The sequence below is a fragment of the Pseudomonas sp. FFPRI_1 genome, from assembly GCF_055384485.1.
The window spans coordinates 4,516,284-4,531,983 of the sequence record NZ_AP029168.1 but is presented as its reverse complement, the minus strand read 5'-3'; the positions used below and the strand labels follow the sequence as shown (position 1 = coordinate 4,531,983).

At 60.3% G+C, this 15,700-nt stretch carries 18 protein-coding genes; 10 read left to right on the top strand and 8 right to left on the bottom strand.

Annotated features, from left to right (window positions below; genetic code table 11):
• Window positions 1–72: 72 nt before the first annotated feature.
• A complete protein-coding gene (locus tag ACZ5BO_RS20010; RefSeq protein ID WP_177330296.1) occupies window positions 73–243 on the bottom strand; it encodes a hypothetical protein in 171 nt (56 codons plus the stop codon).
• Between the two features lie 31 nt (window positions 244–274).
• Window positions 275–577 carry a DUF1883 domain-containing protein gene (locus tag ACZ5BO_RS20005; RefSeq protein WP_011061687.1) on the bottom strand — a complete coding sequence of 101 codons (303 nt, stop codon included), beginning with the start codon at window positions 575–577 and terminating at the stop codon, window positions 275–277.
• Window positions 578–786: 209 nt separating this feature from the next.
• Here ACZ5BO_RS20005 and ACZ5BO_RS20000 point away from each other — a divergent pair, with 209 nt between their 5' ends.
• The 4 genes from ACZ5BO_RS20000 (at window position 787) to ACZ5BO_RS19985 (ending at window position 3,331) form a co-directional block, all read left to right on the top strand.
• Window positions 787–1,137 carry a hypothetical protein gene (locus ACZ5BO_RS20000; RefSeq protein WP_081818688.1) on the top strand — a complete coding sequence of 117 codons (351 nt, stop codon included), beginning with the start codon at window positions 787–789 and terminating at the stop codon, window positions 1,135–1,137.
• Window positions 1,138–1,463: 326 nt separating this feature from the next.
• The gene (locus ACZ5BO_RS19995; RefSeq protein WP_464696229.1) at window positions 1,464–2,114 is read left to right on the top strand and encodes a c-type cytochrome; all 651 of its coding nucleotides are present in this window, start codon (window positions 1,464–1,466) and stop codon (window positions 2,112–2,114) included.
• Window positions 2,115–2,179: 65 nt separating this feature from the next.
• Window positions 2,180–3,031: a c-type cytochrome gene (locus ACZ5BO_RS19990; protein ID WP_464701327.1), complete on the top strand. Its 852-nt coding sequence runs from the start codon at window positions 2,180–2,182 to the stop codon at window positions 3,029–3,031.
• Between the two features lie 69 nt (window positions 3,032–3,100).
• Window positions 3,101–3,331: a hypothetical protein gene (locus tag ACZ5BO_RS19985; protein ID WP_025129984.1), complete on the top strand. Its 231-nt coding sequence runs from the start codon at window positions 3,101–3,103 to the stop codon at window positions 3,329–3,331.
• A gap of 17 nt (window positions 3,332–3,348) precedes the next feature.
• On the opposite strand, the gene ACZ5BO_RS19980 is transcribed toward ACZ5BO_RS19985, so the two are convergent.
• Window positions 3,349–3,630, bottom strand: a complete 282-nt coding sequence (locus ACZ5BO_RS19980; protein WP_464696228.1) for a hypothetical protein — start codon at window positions 3,628–3,630, stop codon at window positions 3,349–3,351.
• A 454-nt stretch (window positions 3,631–4,084) separates the two neighbouring features.
• Here ACZ5BO_RS19980 and galU point away from each other — a divergent pair, with 454 nt between their 5' ends.
• Window positions 4,085–4,924 (top strand): UTP--glucose-1-phosphate uridylyltransferase GalU, encoded by an 840-nt coding sequence (gene galU, locus ACZ5BO_RS19975; RefSeq protein ID WP_025129986.1) that lies wholly within the window; start codon window positions 4,085–4,087, stop codon window positions 4,922–4,924.
• Window positions 4,925–5,056: 132 nt separating this feature from the next.
• Window positions 5,057–6,415 carry a glutathione-disulfide reductase gene (gorA, locus tag ACZ5BO_RS19970; protein ID WP_464696227.1) on the top strand — a complete coding sequence of 453 codons (1,359 nt, stop codon included), beginning with the start codon at window positions 5,057–5,059 and terminating at the stop codon, window positions 6,413–6,415.
• Here gorA and ACZ5BO_RS19965 read toward each other — a convergent pair whose 3' ends face one another.
• On the bottom strand, window positions 6,416–7,420 hold the full coding sequence (locus ACZ5BO_RS19965; RefSeq protein ID WP_464696226.1) for a DNA-binding protein: 1,005 nt from the start codon (window positions 7,418–7,420) through the stop codon (window positions 6,416–6,418).
• Window positions 7,421–7,600: 180 nt separating this feature from the next.
• On the opposite strand from ACZ5BO_RS19965, the gene ACZ5BO_RS19960 reads away from it, so the two are divergent.
• The 3 genes from ACZ5BO_RS19960 (at window position 7,601) to ahpF (ending at window position 10,943) form a co-directional block, all read left to right on the top strand.
• Window positions 7,601–8,539 carry a site-specific integrase gene (locus ACZ5BO_RS19960; protein WP_464696225.1) on the top strand — a complete coding sequence of 313 codons (939 nt, stop codon included), beginning with the start codon at window positions 7,601–7,603 and terminating at the stop codon, window positions 8,537–8,539.
• 150 nt (window positions 8,540–8,689) lie between these two features.
• A complete protein-coding gene (ahpC, locus tag ACZ5BO_RS19955; protein WP_011061677.1) occupies window positions 8,690–9,253 on the top strand; it encodes an alkyl hydroperoxide reductase subunit C in 564 nt (187 codons plus the stop codon).
• Between the two features lie 124 nt (window positions 9,254–9,377).
• Window positions 9,378–10,943, top strand: coding sequence for an alkyl hydroperoxide reductase subunit F (ahpF, locus tag ACZ5BO_RS19950; RefSeq protein WP_025129990.1), 1,566 nt, complete (start codon window positions 9,378–9,380; stop codon window positions 10,941–10,943).
• A 130-nt stretch (window positions 10,944–11,073) separates the two neighbouring features.
• On the opposite strand, the gene gloA is transcribed toward ahpF, so the two are convergent.
• Entirely contained in the window at window positions 11,074–11,595 is a 522-nt protein-coding gene (gene gloA / locus ACZ5BO_RS19945; RefSeq protein WP_464696224.1) for a lactoylglutathione lyase, read from the bottom strand.
• Window positions 11,596–11,794: 199 nt separating this feature from the next.
• Between gloA and ACZ5BO_RS19940 the strand changes: the two genes are divergently transcribed.
• Window positions 11,795–12,322, top strand: a complete 528-nt coding sequence (locus ACZ5BO_RS19940) for a DUF4946 domain-containing protein (RefSeq protein WP_464696223.1) — start codon at window positions 11,795–11,797, stop codon at window positions 12,320–12,322.
• Between the two features lie 243 nt (window positions 12,323–12,565).
• Here ACZ5BO_RS19940 and ACZ5BO_RS19935 read toward each other — a convergent pair whose 3' ends face one another.
• The 3 genes from ACZ5BO_RS19935 to ACZ5BO_RS19925 all read right to left on the bottom strand — a co-directional run bounded on the left by ACZ5BO_RS19935 (window position 12,566) and on the right by ACZ5BO_RS19925 (window position 15,687).
• The gene (locus tag ACZ5BO_RS19935; RefSeq protein WP_025129993.1) at window positions 12,566–12,931 is read right to left on the bottom strand and encodes a histone-like nucleoid-structuring protein, MvaT/MvaU family; all 366 of its coding nucleotides are present in this window, start codon (window positions 12,929–12,931) and stop codon (window positions 12,566–12,568) included.
• A gap of 244 nt (window positions 12,932–13,175) precedes the next feature.
• On the bottom strand, window positions 13,176–14,714 hold the full coding sequence (locus ACZ5BO_RS19930) for an EAL domain-containing protein (RefSeq protein WP_464696222.1): 1,539 nt from the start codon (window positions 14,712–14,714) through the stop codon (window positions 13,176–13,178).
• A 79-nt stretch (window positions 14,715–14,793) separates the two neighbouring features.
• Window positions 14,794–15,687 (bottom strand): LysR family transcriptional regulator, encoded by an 894-nt coding sequence (locus tag ACZ5BO_RS19925; protein WP_464696221.1) that lies wholly within the window; start codon window positions 15,685–15,687, stop codon window positions 14,794–14,796.
• Window positions 15,688–15,700 lie beyond the last annotated feature (13 nt).

Sequence of the window (15,700 nt, the reverse complement as noted above, 5' to 3'; positions counted from 1 at the left end):
AGGTGGTTCCGGCCAGTCTGGCTGCCTGGAGCGACGTCTACACTCCGCTGCTTGCGCTTGAATCGGGACGATCTACAGGGCCTTGCTGACGCTGATGTCGCTGATCACGGCGTCGGATTGGCCATGCAGAGCTGCCAGGGCGGCCCGGGCTTCTTCCTGGGTGCCGGTTTCCAGCTGGGCGAACTCGAAGCGCCGCTCGCCGTTGAGTTTGTATTTGATGACGTACTTGGTGGTCTGGGGCACGGGAATACCTGTGGTCGCGGGAGGCGGGGGCTTAGCGCAGTTTCGAACTGGAGCGTCGGATGATGCGGATCGAGTGCGTCAGGTTCGGCTTGCGGGTCACACTGATGGGGCGGCGGTTGACGGTGTCGATGGTGATGTTCCAGAAGCCGGTGCTCGGCGCGGTGATCTTGGCTGGAAACTTGTCGAAAGCCCCACCGTGGTAGGTGTGGCGGCCACCGTTCTTGAAGCTGCGGAAGTTGGCGTCGCTCATCAGGCGAATGTTGCAGACCTGGGAGCATTCGATGACGACGATATCGTCTTCGTTCAGGTGCTCGCGCTGGTGAATGAATTTCATGGGTGTCTCCAGAAGGGCTATAGCTACAAAAGCAAAACGTTTGCGTGGGCGATGGCGCAGTTTATCAGGCCCCAAGGGTTATTATTCGGCCCCGGTGCCGGGCTTTGACAATTTAAAACAGTTATTTGGATTTTTATCGGCGATAAAAGCCGGGCCTCTGGAGAAAAACAGCGTTCTTGCTGTCGGAGGGATTTTACTGGAGGTTTCATATGATGCGTTGGGTGTGGGTTCTGGCTTTGGTCATCAGCGGTTGTGCGACCGTCTCGGACATTAACCAGACGCCGCCGACTTTGAACGTCATTTCGGGAAAGAAACCTCAGGAATACGCCAAGTGCCTGACCGATAAACTCTCCGATAGCCGAGGCGCGCTGCAAGTCGAGCCCCATAAGGATGGCTACCGGGTGATCGTGCCCCAGAGCCTGTCGCCGGCGCCGGCTGCAGTGTTCTACATCGATACTCGATCTGGTGGCAGCAGCATCAAGCTGCATGAGCAGATGTCCAACAACCCTCTGCGCCCACAGGATGTGCGCAAAGCCGGTGAGAGCTGCATCTCCGGCTGATGGCTCAAGCGCTGTCCTTGCTCCGTTGCGGCAGCGATGGCGTCGATTCTCGCCTGCCACCGCGCACCGCGCTGCCGCCCCAGGCAGCGACCGGGTCCTGCAAGGTGGCGCCAGTGGTTATTCAATAATGCCCGTGCGGGCGAGCAGTTTCATAGCGAGCCGCACCTCCCTCTGTTGAGCGTTCCTGGCTGAAAAGCCGGGCCCGTGCCCCCGCCAATCCAGGATAAAACCGCCCGTTTCGTATTGTCGCTGCGGATCAATTGACCTACTATTTGTGTGCTTATGCCGGTTGAGTCTAAGCATATAACTAAAATAATGGAGTCCATATGATCCCACTGGATCGAATGCTATTGAGTGGCCTGATGCTGCTGCTTGTGCAAACTGCCCACGCCGTGGATGGGCAAAAAGTCTTCACCCAGGGCGGCGCGCAGCCGGGAGCGACCGCTTGCCTGGCGTGTCATGGTGCAGATGGAATGGGCCTGGCCCCTGCCGGCTTTCCGCGCCTTGCCGGGTTGCCGGCGGCTTATCTGAGCAAGCAACTGCATGACTTTCGCAGCGGTGCTCGCACCAGCCCGGTCATGCAACCGCTGGCCAAGGCCTTGAGCGAAGATGAAATCACTGCAGTGACCAGCACCCTGGCTGCGATGCCGGGGCCCAAGACCCCGGCTGTCAGTCGGAGCCAGGTCGCAACCGGTGTCGGTGAGCGCCTGGCGTTGCGCGGGGCCTGGGAGCGCCAGATTCCCGAGTGCGTGAGTTGCCACGGCCCTGGCGGCGTCGGTGTCGGCGACGCCTTCCCACCCCTGGCCGGGCAGCCCGCGAGTTACCTGGTGGCGCAGTTGAACGCCTGGCGTGAAGGCACTCGCCACAATGACCCCAATGACCTGATGGGGCATGTCGCCAAATCCTTGAGCAACGAAGAGGTCGCGGCAGTGGCGGATTACTTCGCGACCTTGAACCAGCAGGAGAAGCGGCCATGAAACCATTGATTGCAGGATCGTTGATGGCCTTGCTCGCGGGGCAGGTGCAGGCGGCCACGATTGCCATGGAAGACCAGTCGCAGATACCGGCACCGAGCGCTGCGGCCCATGCCGAGTACTTCAAGCCGCCGGCCGAGAGTGAGCTGCCGGACAATGCCTACGGCAAACTGGTGCGTGAGGGCTATGCGCTGTTTGTCGACACCAAGCGCCTGGCGCCGAAGTACGTGGGCAACGGCCTCAGTTGCAGCAACTGCCACCTTGATCAGGGACGCCTGGCCAACTCCGCGCCGCTTTGGGGTGCGTACCCCATGTACCCGGCCTATCGCAAGAAGAACGACAAGGTGAACACCTTTGCCGAGCGCTTGCAGGGCTGCTTCCAGTTCAGCATGAACGGAGGCAAGCCGCCGGCCGCCGACAGCCCCGAGATCACTGCGCTGTCGGTGTATGCCTACTGGCTGGCGAGCAAGGCGCCGCTAGGGGTCGAGTTGCCTGGGCGCGGTTATCCCGACGTCGCCCAGCCGGCCAAGGGCTACGACCTGAAGCAGGGCGCTGCGGTGTATCAGGCGCAGTGTGCGGTCTGTCATGGTCCGCAAGGCCAGGGGCAGAAAGTCGGCGACGATTACGTGATGCCACCGTTGTGGGGCAAGGACTCCTACAACTGGGGAGCAGGGATGCACCGGATCAATACCGCGGCCTCCTTCATCAAGCACAACATGCCTCTGGGCAAGGGCGGCAGTCTGAGCGATCAGCAGGCCTGGGACGTGGCGGCGTTCGTCAACAGCCATGAGCGGCCTCAGGATCCACGCCTGGTGGACGGCTCGATCGAGAAGACCCGGGTCAAGTTTCACGCCAATGATGGGGTGAATTTGTACGGCCAGACCGTTGAAGGCGTGCTGATAGGCCAGGGCATCCGATAAACTGTCGCCCATTGTCACTGATGCCGCCCGGGCTCACGCCTTGGCGGCATCGTTTTTTCGGGAGAAAGCATGAAGCGGGAACACGTCAGGGAAAAGCATGCAGAGGGCTTGATCTCTGCCACCCATGTGATTCAGAACCCGGCCAATTCGGGGGAGTGGATCGTGTTTTTCAAGAAGAGTGCCGGGCGCAGCTACTTTCTGGTGGACGAAAGCGACGAGGTGGAATCCTTCTCCCGCCTCGATGACCTGATCGAGACCATCCGCAACCTGGGCATCAAGTTCGCCGAGATTCATATGTAGCAGGGCTGCTGCGCCCGCTACTTGCAGACCACCACCACGCTGCGGCTTTTATAGTTGCCGACATCGACTCCCAGGGTCTTGTCGCTTTCCTTGGGGGCGGGCGTGCCTTCGCTACTGACGATCCGGTAGCCCGTACCGGCGCACGATGCCTCGGCTTTCTCATAGCAACTGGCCCAGGAACTGGCCTCTCCGGAGCAGTCGATGCTCAGGCCCTGTTCGCCATCGGTGAGGTAGGTATCGGACACCGAGGCACATCCGCTCAGGGCCAGTACTGCAGTGATGAAGAGAAGTTTGTTCATGGGGGAGGTCGTCATCTTTAAGAGGGGGCGTTGGGAGCCGTGCGCCACAGTGGCGATGCTATAGCTAATGGCCATTTCGGTACAGGACAACCCTTTAGTCCGCAGTCGTCGCGGGAAAGTGCCGTAGTCGCTCTGGGCGGCGACTCTGGCAAGGCGTTCCAGGCGGCCTCGGCGGTGCCATCATGGTGCGCGAGTGTGCGCTCTGTTCTGCGGGTTCAAGCGCCTTGGCAGGGGAGGCAGGAGAAGGGTCGGGAGGTGCGCGCAGGCGCCGGTTTGCAAGAGGTGCACGGCCATCGAGGTTTACGCCGCAAGCGATCTGGAGGATGCTGCGGAACTATCTGGCGCTTTATTTCTCTATGATGGCAGCGGTTAGCCAGCGCGGGGCATTGTAAGGTGCACGCCGCCTGATTAGACTGCGCCGAAACTCGTACGCACAGCCTTTTTAAGGACTCACATGATCAAGAAATGCTTGTTCCCCGCAGCCGGTTACGGTACTCGCTTCCTGCCAGCGACTAAAGCCATGCCCAAAGAAATGCTGCCGGTGGTGAACAAGCCACTGATCCAGTACGGCGTTGAAGAAGCGCTGGATGCCGGATTGAATGAAATCTCCATCGTGACCGGTCGCGGCAAGCGCGCCCTCGAAGACCACTTCGACATCAGTTACGAGCTGGAAAACCAAATCAAGGGCACCGACAAGGAAAAATACCTGGTTGGTATCCGCAAGCTGCTGGACGAGTGTTCCTTCTCTTACACTCGCCAAACCGAGATGAAAGGCCTGGGCCACGCGATTCTGACCGGCCGCCCGCTGATCGGTGATGAACCCTTCGCCGTGGTCCTGGCGGACGACCTGTGCGTGAACCTGGAAGGCGACGGCGTCCTGACCCAGATGGTCAAGCTGTACAAGCAGTACCGCTGCACCATCGTCGCGATCCAGGAAGTCGATCCTCAGGAAACCAACAAGTACGGCGTGATCGCTGGCGATCTGATTGGCGACGACCTCTACCGTGTGCGCAACATGGTCGAGAAGCCAAAGCCGGAAGATGCCCCGTCGAACCTGGCGATCATCGGTCGCTACATCCTGACGCCGGACATCTTCGGTCTGATCGAGCAGACCGAGCCAGGCAAGGGCGGTGAAATCCAGATCACCGACGCCCTGATGAAGCAGGCGCAGGACGGTTGCGTGATTGCCTACAAGTTCAAGGGCAAGCGTTTTGACTGCGGTGGCGCCGAAGGCTACATCGAGGCAACCAACTTCTGCTTCGAACACTTCTACAAGACCGGCAAGGCTTACTGATAGTCGCTGTACGGGTTTGTCGGGAAAAGCCACCTTCGGGTGGCTTTTTCATTTGGCGCCCTTATGTCAAACCTCTGCGCTGACCCGATCGCCATCAGCGGTTATGCTTGTCAGCCTGCCTGGGAGAGTGAAATGGCCTACGATTTTGATCTTTATGTAATTGGTGCCGGTTCCGGCGGTGTGCGTTGCGCGCGATTCGCCGCAGGTTTCGGGGCGAAAGTCGCGGTTGCCGAGAGTCGTTATCTGGGCGGTACCTGCGTCAACGTCGGCTGTGTGCCGAAAAAACTGCTGGTGTATGGCGCCCACTTCGCCGAGGACTTCGAGCAAGCCTCGGGTTTTGGCTGGTCCCTGGGCGAGGCGAACTTTGACTGGGCGACCCTGATCGCCAACAAGGACCGTGAAATCAATCGCCTCAATGGCATCTACCGCAACCTGCTGGTCAACAGCGGCGTCACCCTGCATGAAGGGCATGCCAAGGTGGTCGACCCTCACCAAGTTGAGGTCAATGGCCAGCGTTACAGTGCCAAGCACATCCTGATTGCCACGGGTGGCTGGCCGCAGATCCCGGACATTCCGGGGCGCGAACACGCCATCAGTTCCAACGAAGCCTTTTTCCTCAAGGAACTGCCCAAGCGGGTCCTGGTGGTGGGCGGCGGTTACATCGCGGTGGAGTTTGCCGGGATCTTCCACGGCCTGGGCGCCGACACCCAGCTGCTGTACCGCGGTGAGCTGTTCCTGCGTGGCTTCGATGGCGCGGTGCGCAAGCACTTGCAGGAAGAGTTGACCAAGCGTGGTCTGGGGCTGCAATTCAACGCCGACATCGAGCGCATCGACAAACAGGCCGATGGCAGCCTTGAGGTCACCCTCAAGGACGGTCGCAAGTTACAGGCCGATTGCGTGTTCTACGCCACCGGGCGGCGGCCGATGCTGGATAACCTGGGGCTGGAGAACACCGGGGTCAAGCTCGACAAGCGTGGTTTCATCGAGGTCGATGACCAATACCAGAGTAGCGAGCCGTCGATCCTGGCCATTGGTGATGTGATCGGTCGTGTGCAATTGACGCCTGTGGCCCTGGCCGAAGGCATGGCGGTCGCCCGGCGCCTGTTCAGGCCCGAACAGTATCGCCCGGTGGATTACCAGATGATCCCCACCGCCGTGTTCAGCTTGCCCAACATCGGCACCGTCGGCCTCACCGAGGAGCAGGCGCGGGAGGCCGGGCACCAGGTGCAGGTATTCGAAAGTCGTTTCCGGCCGATGAAGCTGACCCTGACCGACTGCCAGGAGCGCACGCTGATGAAGCTGGTGGTGGATGCCAACAGTGACAAGGTGCTGGGTTGCCACATGGTCGGCCCTGATGCCGGCGAAATCGTTCAGGGCCTGGCGATCGCCTTGAAGGCTGGAGCGACCAAGCGTGACTTCGACGAAACCATCGGTGTGCATCCGACGGCCGCCGAAGAGTTTGTCACCATGCGTACTCCCGTCGCGGACTGATCAGTCCGCAGCTGTGCCTGGTTGCGCCTGGGTGGCGGTGGCCAGGCGCAGTGCCTCAAGGCCGGCCTCGGCCTTGGTGGCACGCAGCTCCAGGTCCTTGCTCGACTGGGCGCCCTTGTCGGCGTCTTGCTTGAGTGTCTGAATCTCTTCTGTTGCCACGCGCAAGCGTTCCTGGAGCAGGGTGCTGGCGCTTTCCTGGCGTGCCAGCTGTTCGCTGAGCTGTGCCTGCCGCGTCGTGCTCTTGGCGGCGGCGTCCTGGGTTTGCTGCAGCTCCTTGTGCAGGGCCCGCTGTTCGGCGAGCAAGCGTTCGTTGTCGCGGTGCAGCTGGGTGATTTCATCCTGGCGCACCAGGGCGCTCTGCTGGGTCTGGCGCAACTCCATCTGCACCTGCTGCATCTGCCCTTCGTGACGACGCAATTCCTGCTCACGCTGCTCCTTGCTGGCGGCGCGGTAGTGTTCCAGGGCGTCCCGTGCATGCAGGTGCTTGTCTTCCAGGGAGCGGATCTGCTGCTCCTTGTCTTCCAGGCGCAAGTCGCAATCCTTCAATGCCTGGTTGAGCTCGGCGTTGCGGGTCTGTTCGCTCTGCAGCATGGAGCGGGTTTCCAGCAGGGCGGTGGTTTCACTGGCCAGGGCGCTGGCCTGGATCTGCAACTGCTGTTGCAACTGCTCCTGATTGCCTCGGGCAGCATCCAACTGCTGTTGCAGTGCCAGCTGCTGTTCCTCGAAGCGGGCGAGGGCTTCATCAAGGGGTTCCTGGGCCTGCTCCTGAAGACGTTGTGCCAGGCGTCCCACCAGTTCAGCCAATTCTTCATTCAGCGGCACTGGGCCTGCGTCACGGCGGCTGGTGCCATCGTCCAGTTCCTTCAGGTAGCGATGGATGGTGGTTTTCGAGCCGGTATTGCCCATTTCTATGCGTACTGCATCGATGCTGGGGTGTTCGCCACGGGCGAGAATCGCCTGGCGCGCCTTTTTCACTACCGCCTTGTTTATGCCTCCACGAGCCATGCATCCTCCAACGATTTAATACTGTGTTACGTGGTATGTAATTAGCGATTATTGTACAGGTGCGAAATCGGTTTCGGTAGCTATTATCTGACATGGGATATTATGGTATTACCCCTTGTTATAGGCCCGTTAGCGACCTTTTGCCTGCTATCGCCGTACATCTGCCTGAGCTGAGCCGCCATGAGTGAGCTGGATCGTTACCTGCAAGCCGCCACCCGCGACAACACCCGCCGCAGTTATCGGGCGGCCATCGAGCACTTCGAGGTGCAGTGGGGCGGATTCCTGCCGGCGACGGCGGACAGCATCGCCCGCTATCTCGCGGCGTATGCCGGGCAACTGTCGATCAACACCTTGAGGTTGCGCCTGTCGGCCCTGGCGCAGTGGCACGCCAGCCAGGGTTTTGCCGATCCGACCAAGGCTCCGGTGGTGCGCCAGGTCTTCAAGGGCATTCGTGCCGTGCATCCGACCCAGGAGAAGCAGGCCGAGCCCTTGCAGCTACAGCACCTGGAGCGGGTGGCGAGCTGGCTCGACAACGAAGCTCTCGCGGCGGCGGCCGAGGCGCGTCCGGCTGACCTGTTACGCGCTAGGCGTGATCGGGCGCTGATCTTGCTGGGGTTCTGGCGAGGCTTTCGCAGTGACGAGTTGTGCCGGCTGCAGATCGAGCATGTGCAGGCGGTCGCAGGGTCCGGCATCAGCCTCTATCTGCCGCGCAGCAAGGCAGATCGCAACAACCTTGGCCGGACCTTCCGCACACCAGCCTTGCAGCGGTTGTGCCCGGTACAGGCCTATATCGAATGGATCAACGGCGCGGCCCTGGTGCGGGGGCCGGTGTTTCGCAAGATCGATCGCTGGGGGAACCTGAGCGAGCAGGGGATGCACGCCAACAGTGTCATCCCGCTGTTGCGCCAGGCCCTGGAGCGCGCGGGCATCACTGCCGAACACTACACCAGCCATTCCCTGCGCCGTGGTTTTGCTACCTGGGCCCACCGCAGTGGCTGGGACTTGAAGTCGTTGATGAGCTATGTCGGCTGGAAGGATCTGAAGTCGGCCATGCGCTACGTCGAGGCCAGTCCGTTCATGGGCATGGCGCGTATCGACGAGAAGCCGATCCCGCAGTGAATAGAATTTCTTCTATTAATACTGTTGGTTGATAGCCAAAACTAATCGGCAGCATCAGGTTTGCCAATGAGCCAAACGGCGATTGATTGGCTAGGATTCTCCCCATCAAGTTTTCACCCAACGTTTTCAACCACTGATGGAGAGTCAACGATGCCTATCATCAACAGCCAAGTTAAACCGTTCAAAGCTACCGCATTCAAAAACGGCGCATTCGTCGAAGTGTCGGACGCTGACTTGAAAGGCAAATGGTCTGTCGTGTTCTTCTACCCGGCTGACTTCACCTTCGTTTGCCCAACCGAACTGGAAGACCTGGCCGACAACTACGCCGAGTTCCAGAAGCTGGGCGTTGAGATCTACAGCGTTTCCACCGACACCCACTTCGCCCACGCTGCCTGGCACAACACTTCGCCAGCCATTGGCAAGATCCAGTACACCATGATCGGCGACCCGACCCTGGCTATCTCCCGCAACTTCGACGTGCTGATCGAAGAAGCCGGTCTGGCTGACCGCGGCACCTTCGTGATCAACCCGGAAGGCCAGATCAAGATCGTTGAAATCAACGATGGCGGCGTAGGCCGTGACGCTTCCGAGCTGCTGCGCAAGATCAAGGCCGCTCAATACGTTGCTGCCCACCCAGGCGAAGTCTGCCCAGCCAAGTGGAAAGAAGGCGAGGCCACCCTGGCTCCGTCCCTGGACCTGGTCGGCAAGATCTAAGTCCATGCAATACCCAAGGGCGGTGATCCGCACTTAAGTCAGCTGCACCGCCCTCAAACAACGCCCGGGCGAGATTCGCTCGGGCGTTGTTTTTTCTACCGAATCAAAACAGGAGATCGCCCGTATGTTGGATGCCAATCTTAAAGCTCAGTTGAAGTCATACCTGGAACGGGTCACCCAGCCGATCGAGATCGTCGCTTCCCTCGACGACGGCGCGAAATCCCAGGAAATGCTCGCGTTACTCAAAGACATTGTCAGTCTTTCCAATCAGATTACTTTGCTCGACAACGGCACCGATGCGCGCAAGCCTTCGTTCTCGTTGAACCGCCCGGGAAGCGATATCAGCCTGCGTTTCGCTGGTATCCCCATGGGGCACGAGTTCACTTCCCTGGTGCTGGCCCTGCTGCAAGTGGGTGGTCACCCCTCCAAAGCCAGTGCCGAAGTGATCGAGCAGATTCGCTCGCTCAAGGGCGAGTTCAATTTTGAAACCTACTTCTCGCTGTCCTGCCAGAACTGCCCGGACGTGGTCCAGGCGCTGAACCTGATGGCGGTGCTCAATCCGAACATCCGTCATGTGGCCATCGACGGCGCGCTATTCCAGGCCGAGGTCGATGAGCGCAAAGTCATGGCCGTGCCCAGCGTCTACCTCAACGGGGTGAACTTCGGTCAGGGGCGCATGGGCCTGGAAGAAATCCTGGCCAAGCTCGATACCGGTGCGGTGGAGAAGCAGGCGCAGAAGCTCAATGCCAAAGAGGCGTTTGACGTTCTGGTGGTGGGTGGAGGCCCAGCCGGTGCTTCGGCGGCCATCTACGCGGCCCGTAAAGGCATCCGTACCGGTGTCGCTGCCGAGCGCTTTGGCGGCCAGGTACTGGACACCATGGCCATTGAGAACTTTATCTCGGTACAGGCCACTGAAGGGCCGAAACTGGCGGCGGCACTGGAAGAGCACGTCAAGCAGTACGACGTCGACATCATGAACCTGCAGCGTGCCAGTGCGCTGGTGCCGGCGAAGGAAGTCGGCGGGCTGCACGAGATCCAGTTCGACAGCGGTGCCAGCCTCAAGGCCAAGTCGGTGATTCTGGCAACCGGCGCTCGCTGGCGTGAAATGGGTGTGCCCGGCGAGCAGGAGTACAAGGCCAAGGGCGTGTGCTTCTGCCCGCACTGCGATGGTCCGCTGTTCAAGGGCAAGCGCGTTGCGGTGATTGGCGGCGGTAACTCCGGCGTTGAAGCGGCCATCGACCTGGCTGGTATCGTCAGCCATGTGACCTTGCTGGAGTTCGATGGCAAGCTGCGGGCCGATGCGGTGCTGCAACGCAAATTGCACAGCCTGCCCAACGTCAAGGTCATCACCAGTGCGTTGACCAGTGAAGTGAAGGGTGATGGGCAGAAGGTCACTGGCCTGGTCTACAAGGACCGCGATTCGGGCGAGTTCCACACCGTCGAACTGGAAGGCATCTTCGTGCAGATCGGCTTGCTGCCCAACACCGACTGGCTCAAGGGCACCATCGAGCTTTCGCCTCGTGGCGAGATCATTGTCGATGCCCGTGGCGAGACCTCGCTGCCTGGCGTGTTTGCCGCTGGCGATGTCACCACAGTGCCGTACAAGCAGATCGTGATCGCAGTGGGCGAGGGCGCCAAGGCCTCCCTCAGCGCCTTTGACCATTTGATCCGTACCTCTGCACCGGCGTAACGCGCCGAGCCGTAATAAAAAACCCCATGAGCCTGGCTCATGGGGTTTTTTCATTGTGGCCTGAGAGGGGGCTCCGACCGAATTGCCAGGCGTTGGCCGCTCGGTGCTTGTCAGTGCCCCATCGCAGCGCTTACAGGGGCGCGGGCTGGATGATTTCGACCCAGTAGCCGTCCGGGTCCTTGATGAAGGCCAGGCTTTTCATGCGGCCATCGTTCAGGCGTTTCTGGAAGTCGCAGCCCAGGGCTTCGAAACGCTCGCAAGCGGCCACGATGTCTGGCACCGAGATGCAAATGTGCCCGAAACCGCGGGGATCGCTGTTGCCGTTGTGGTAGGCGAAGTCCGGGTCATTTTCGGTGCCGTGGTTGTGGGTCAGTTCGAGAATGCCGGGGATCGACTTCATCCATTCGGTGCGCGCGGCAGCGTCTGCCGGAATCTGCGTCTTGTCCACCAGGGCGAGGAAGTACAGGCTGAATTCGGCCTCGGGGAAGTCGCGTTTCTCCACCAGGGAGAAGCCCAGGACCCGGGTGTAGAAATCCAGGGACCGGGTGATGTCCTTGACCCGCAGCATGGTGTGGTTGAACACGAAGCGGGCGGTGGCAGCGTCCGGTTGGGCGGTCACGCCAGGGAAAGTATTGAGTGCGTCGAGGCTCATGGGCCCTCCAGAAGAAAGTGCGTCAAGGGCTGCTCGCGAGGGCAAGCTGGTCCTTGCCGGCAATGGTTCGGACATCCTTGGGATTGCGCAATGATACGCAAGTGGGGTGGGCGCCGCCAAACCCAAAACTCTGGATCTATTGCCCATTCCTGGCGTCGGGCTCAGACTTCAAGGCCTGTTCCCTAAGTGTGCGCCCCCTATGATCGAGCTGTTTAAATCGCGGATTGCGGCCCTGTTGCTGGTGGCTTGTGCCAGCATCGCCCAGGCCGAGCCTGAGGTGACCTGGCCCCCGGGCTGGACCGTTGAGCCGGTGCCCGCCCAGGAGACGGACCAGGCTGCCAAGGTGTCCCGCCAGCGGGCGGTGAAGAACGATGGCGCGGGCAATCCACAGTTGGTTATGGAATTGACCATGACTCAGGTCGATAGCGGGCATGTAGTCAATCTTCAGGGGGTATTACTGGAGATGCGCAAGTCGGTGCAGAAGGACTTTGCCCAAGGCGGTTATCAGAGTGTCTGTAACAAGATTCATGGGGCGCAGTTGAGTGCTCTCGCAGCCCTGGAAACCACTTGCACCATTACCCAGAACGGCCGGCATGTGCTGTCGCAAACATTGGTGGCGGCGCTGGATGGGGATAAGGCTTATGTACTTTCATACGCCGGCCAGGCAGCGGCTTATGCCGACAGCCAGAATGAAATACTCGCTGTACGAAATAGCCTTAAACTTTAAGGAAAAATCTGAAGTGGTCGGTTCGCATTTCGCCTGTTAGCGGCTGGATATCGAAAAGGCATTAAGTGCGAAGTTGCCGCGGGTGCCAGGGTTATTGCAAGGTGCGGCGCACGCTGATGCGCTGGCAGAGGGCGGACGTGGCGGCAGGTTGGATCTTGCCTTAGATTCAGGTCGTAATAAGAATAGTCTTATGAATGTAAAAGGCCCTGCATATGCAGGGCCTTTTTCAGGTTGCGGCTTTGTTCAAGCGCGCAGCCAGGAATCCACAGTGGCAGCACCGTACTGTTCTTTCCAGGCCTTCAGGCCACGGTGGTTGCCGCCTTTGGTTTCAATCAGTTCACCGGTGTGCGGGTTCTGATAGACCTTGACCACGCGTGCGCGGCGCTGTTTAGGGGCATTGGCCTGTGGCAGGCCGGCCTTGCCCAGGTTCGGGTCAAGAATGGCGATGATGTCGCGCAGGCTCTTGTCATAGGACTTCATCAGGGCCTGGAGCTTTTCTTCGAACTCGATTTCCTTCTTGAGCCCGGCGTCATTCTTCAGGGATTCAAGCTGCGCGAGCTGTTCTTGAAGTGCTTTTTCTGCAGCACGAAATTCGGCAAGTCTGGACAATATCTTCACTCCAATAGTCTATTTTGGCTGATACAAACCACCAACAAAGCTATAAGCCATGAGCCGATTAAGGCTCGATTAAGTGGCCTACCTGTGAATTTTGTACAGGCGGGAAAAATTGTAGTAGTTAATCGCTCCAGAGTAAATCGGCTTATTGTTATTTAACCCTGTATTTACCAATTGATTCAAATTGGCGCCTGCCCCGAGTTGCCCCGGGGAACACTTTTCGTTGTGACATGGCTATTTAATGGCGCGCCAGGGCTGCAACAAACTCCGTACTGGGCATGGGCCTGCCAAATAAATAACCTTGCAGGAAGTCCACCCCTTGGGCCGCCAGGTAGTCCCGCTGTTCGGCAGTTTCGATACCTTCGGCGACTATGCCCAGATCGAGTTTGCCCGAGAGTTCGATAATGCTCTCGAGTATATGCAGCGACAGCGCATCGGCACCGATCATGGCGACAAAACTCTGATCGATCTTCAAGTAGTCGACATTGAACTTGCGCAGGTAGCCCAGGCTGGAATGCCCGGTGCCGAAGTCGTCGATGGCAATCATCACCCCCAACTCCCGCAGTGCAGCAAACAATTGAAGAGTGGTGGGAGTGGGCTCGATCAGTTCGCGTTCGGTCAATTCCAGCACCAGCAGCACCTTGCCGGGCGGGAAGGCGGCGAGGAACTCCCTGCAGTCCTCCAGCAACTGCAGGTCCTGGCAGTGGCGGGCGGTGATGTTGATGCCGATGTGGAAGCCATCGATGAAATCCTGGGCGTGGGGAGCCAGGGCCTGCAGGGTTTGCTGCATCAGCGAGCGGGTCATGGGCACGATCAGCCCCGAGTGCTCGGCAAAGGGGATAAACAGGTCAGGGCGCACCAGCCCTTCTTTGGGGTGTTGCCAGCGCATCAGTACTTCAATGCCGGCCCACTGCAGGGTGTCGCCGCGTACCACTGGCTGGAAGTAGGGAATGAACTCCTGGGCATCCAGTGCCCGGCGCAATTCATGGCTGGGAGAAGCAGAGCGCTTTTGCAGCCAGTGGGCGAGGACTCCGGCGCCAGCCCCGAGAAACACCAGCAGGCTGAACAACGCCGGGTACTGGCTCTTCATGTACGCCCAGGTACTGCCCTCAGGGAATCCGGAACTGACGCTGTAGGGGTAGTGTGATGAGCTCAAGTGCTCGCTGGCCACCGCAGCCGGTGGTGGGCTGCCATCGTAGACCCGGCCGTTCCTGGACAGCCAATGATCGCCTACCTGCAGCCGCAAATGGGCGAAGCGGCTGATCAGGCGCAGGGCATTGGTCAGGTGGTAGCCGTCGATGGTTGCCAGGACGGCGCGTTCGCCCTCACTCCAGCGATAGACCAGCAGCGCGGTATTGGGAGTGATCGGGTTGCCATCCATCAGCTTCAGGCGCCCATCGACGTAGTCCTCGGGGACGAGGGGCACCGGGTAGTTGCCCAGCAAGGAACTGCAATAGTTGTTGTTGCGCCACACCAGGTTGGTCGAACGCACGAAGGGCCGGCGGGTGACCTGCTCACGCAGGGCCAGTTGCCGCACCTCATCACAGTCCTGGCCGACCTGGGGCAGGAGGGCCCGGGCGGCGATATCGCTGTTGTCCAGCATCAGGTCGAACTGGCGAATGGCTTCCTCGGCGGTTTCCAGGCTGCTGCGCGTCAGCGCCCGTTCAGCCTGGGCATAGAGGATGACGGCGCCCAGCCCGATGGGGAGCAGTACCGCCAATAATGTCCAGAGTGTGCGGGTGGAGCGCTTCAGCGGACCTTTGGCGGTCAGGGGCATGATCGGACCTGTGGCGGAGGAGGGAGGGAGCGCTGCAGATCGTCGTGGCGGGCACGGCGACGCCCTGGTGCGGTCCCGATCATCGCAGGATAGTCGGCTTTGCGTGACGATACAGGCGTTGTGCGAGCTGGATGAAGCTCAGGGCCGCCGGCGATGACTGGCGCCGGTCCAGCACGGCGACTCCCACCTGGCGCTGCACGGCTGGCAGCAGGGCCTTGCTCAGGTAGCGGCGATCCGCAGCGGGTGGCAGCGACAGTTCGGCGACGATGCTCAAGGCATCGCCACGGGCCACGGTTTCCAGGGTGCTGAGCAGCTGCGAGCAACGATAGCGGATGTTGGGGCTCAGGCCGGCGCCCGTGAACAGCCGAGTAACCAGTTCCGCCGAGCCCGCCTCGGTGAGCACAAAGGGGTCATGGCACAGTTGTTCCAGCCGCAGCTGTTGTTCCCCGGCCAGAGCGTGTCCCGCAGGAACCAGTGCCACGAGTTGATCCGCCACCAGGGCAAAGGTGTCGAAGCGTTCCTGGGGCAGTACCACGAAGCCCAGGTCGATGCGCCGTTCCTCGAGCCATTGCAGCACCTGGCGGTCCGGTCCTTCATCAATGTGGACCTCGATTCCAGGGTGTTCGCGACGGTACTCCTGGAGAATCCGCGGCAGCAGGTGCATGGAGGAGGTGGGCCCGAACGAGCCGATGCGCAAGGTGCCGCGCTTCATGCCCCGGGCGTCCGCGGCCTCCTGTTCCAGGGTGGCTGCCAGGCCGAGCATGGCCCGGGCCCGCAACAGCAACTGCCGACCGATGTCGGTGAGTTCGACCTGGGCCTGATGCCGGCGAAACAACTCGACTCCCAGCTCCTGCTCCAGGGACTTGATAGCGTGGGACACCGCCGACTGGCTGATCCCCAGGCGTGTGGCGGCGCTGGTGAAGCCCTGGAGCTCCGCCACCCGGGAGAAGATCTCCAGTTGAGTCAGGGTCATGAGTAAACGCTCA

Bases quoted from the DNA above. Each gene is read 5' to 3' on its own strand.
- gorA (WP_464696227.1), top strand. From the start codon at position 5,057: ATGGCCTACGATTTTGATCTTTATGTAATTGGTGCCGGTTCCGGCGGT.
- ACZ5BO_RS19925 (WP_464696221.1), bottom strand. From the start codon at position 15,687: ATGACCCTGACTCAACTGGAGATCTTCTCCCGGGTGGCGGAGCTCCAG.
- ahpC (WP_011061677.1), top strand. From the start codon at position 8,690: ATGCCTATCATCAACAGCCAAGTTAAACCGTTCAAAGCTACCGCATTC.
- ACZ5BO_RS19965 (WP_464696226.1), bottom strand. From the start codon at position 7,420: ATGGCTCGTGGAGGCATAAACAAGGCGGTAGTGAAAAAGGCGCGCCAG.
- ACZ5BO_RS19985 (WP_025129984.1), top strand. From the start codon at position 3,101: ATGAAGCGGGAACACGTCAGGGAAAAGCATGCAGAGGGCTTGATCTCT.
- ACZ5BO_RS19940 (WP_464696223.1), top strand. From the start codon at position 11,795: ATGATCGAGCTGTTTAAATCGCGGATTGCGGCCCTGTTGCTGGTGGCT.
- ACZ5BO_RS19960 (WP_464696225.1), top strand. From the start codon at position 7,601: ATGAGTGAGCTGGATCGTTACCTGCAAGCCGCCACCCGCGACAACACC.
- ACZ5BO_RS19995 (WP_464696229.1), top strand. From the start codon at position 1,464: ATGATCCCACTGGATCGAATGCTATTGAGTGGCCTGATGCTGCTGCTT.
- ACZ5BO_RS19930 (WP_464696222.1), bottom strand. From the start codon at position 14,714: ATGCCCCTGACCGCCAAAGGTCCGCTGAAGCGCTCCACCCGCACACTC.
- gloA (WP_464696224.1), bottom strand. From the start codon at position 11,595: ATGAGCCTCGACGCACTCAATACTTTCCCTGGCGTGACCGCCCAACCG.
- ACZ5BO_RS20005 (WP_011061687.1), bottom strand. From the start codon at position 577: ATGAAATTCATTCACCAGCGCGAGCACCTGAACGAAGACGATATCGTC.
- ACZ5BO_RS19990 (WP_464701327.1), top strand. From the start codon at position 2,180: ATGGAAGACCAGTCGCAGATACCGGCACCGAGCGCTGCGGCCCATGCC.
- ACZ5BO_RS20000 (WP_081818688.1), top strand. From the start codon at position 787: ATGATGCGTTGGGTGTGGGTTCTGGCTTTGGTCATCAGCGGTTGTGCG.
- ACZ5BO_RS19980 (WP_464696228.1), bottom strand. From the start codon at position 3,630: ATGAACAAACTTCTCTTCATCACTGCAGTACTGGCCCTGAGCGGATGT.
- ahpF (WP_025129990.1), top strand. From the start codon at position 9,378: ATGTTGGATGCCAATCTTAAAGCTCAGTTGAAGTCATACCTGGAACGG.
- galU (WP_025129986.1), top strand. From the start codon at position 4,085: ATGATCAAGAAATGCTTGTTCCCCGCAGCCGGTTACGGTACTCGCTTC.